The sequence below is a fragment of the Micromonospora sp. LZ34 genome, assembly GCF_052981855.1.
The window spans coordinates 1-1,448 of the sequence record NZ_JBRIQN010000150.1; the positions used below are offsets into that span (position 1 = coordinate 1).

Below are 1,448 nucleotides of genomic sequence, written 5' to 3' on the forward strand. Positions count from 1 at the left end.
GGCTCTTCGAACTTGAGCGGGGTTCGCGGCTGGCGGTGACCCGGACGTGAAGGGCTCGCAGCCCATCAGTGATCATCTGAGTGTCTAGTTCGGATGGTCACAAGTGAAGAGCTGCGAGCATGGTCAACGATACGACCCGCCTGCTGGGGCTGGACGGCCTGGTGGTGGAGCGGGTCGAGCTGGACGCTACCGGTGTCCCGGTGGTGGACCTGTCCACCGGTTGTGAGCAGGCACGATGCTGCCCGGGGTGTGGGCAGCGGGCGGTGCGGGTGAAGCAGTGGGCCACGACCCAGCCGCGGGACCTGCCGGTCGCCGGTCGGCGTGTGCGGCTGCGCTGGCGTAAACGACGCTGGTACTGCTCGACCCCGGCCTGTCCGCGCAGATCGTTCACCGAACAGGTCGCCCAGGTCCCGGCCCGTTCACGGCTCACCACACGACTGCGGCAGGCGGCCGGGGCTGCGGTCGCCGACGGCGGGCGCACGATCGTGCAATCCGCCCGGGACCACGGCCTGTCATGGCCGGTTGCCGCCGAGGCGTTCACCGCCCACGCGAGCCGGGTGTTACCGGCCGAGCCCGAGCCGGTTGCGGTGCTTGGAATCGACGAGGTCCGCCGGGGCAAGCCCCACTGGATCTGGGATGACCTGGCCGGTTCGTGGACCACGACCGCGGACCGGTGGCACGTCGGCTTCTGTGATCTGTCCGGCGGCCAAGGGCTGCTGGCCCAGGTCGAAGGCCGCACCACCGCGGCGGTCACTGGCTGGCTGGCCGCTCGCCCACCAGCCTGGCGCGAGCAGGTCACGGCGGTGGCGATCGACATGTGCACCGTGTTCAAGGCCGCGATCCGGCAAGTGCTGCCGCACGCGGTGCTGGTGGTGGATCATTTCCACGTCGTGCAGCTGGCCAACCGGGCCGTCACCGAGGTCCGCCGCCGGGTCACCCTCACCCAGCGCGGACGTCGTGGCCGCGGCAGCGACCCCGAGTGGCGGATGCGTAACCGGCTGACCCGATCAGCGGCCCGCATGAGCGGCAAGCACGTCGACCGCCTCGCCGACACCCTCGAAGCACTACCTGCCAAGATCGGCGCCCCGATCCTCGCCGCGTGGAACGCGAAGGAAGACCTACTCGACCTGCTCGCGACCGCTCGCACCCAGCCCGACCGCGAACACGTCCACCGGCTGCTACGCCGCTTCTACACCCGCTGCGCCGCCACTGACCTGCCCGAACTCCACCGGCTCGCCACCACCATCGAAACCTGGTGGCCGCAGATCCACGCGTTTCTGCGCACCGGGATCACCAACGCCGGCTCGGAAGGAACCAACCGGGTCATCAAGACCATCGCCCGCGACGCATACGGCTTCCGCAATCCCGAAAGCCAGCGGCTACGCACCCGCACCGCGACCACCCGACGTCACCGCGGACACCTCAACCCCGCTTAACTTCGAAGAGCC

1 protein-coding gene is annotated in these 1,448 nt (G+C 69.7%); it reads left to right on the plus strand.

The features are described 5' to 3' along the window. Positions 1-119: 119 nt before the first annotated feature. Positions 120-1,436 carry an ISL3 family transposase gene (locus ACVCAH_RS37870; RefSeq protein ID WP_447141010.1) on the plus strand — a complete coding sequence of 439 codons (1,317 nt, stop codon included), beginning with the start codon at positions 120-122 and terminating at the stop codon, positions 1,434-1,436. Positions 1,437-1,448: the final 12 nt, after the last annotated feature.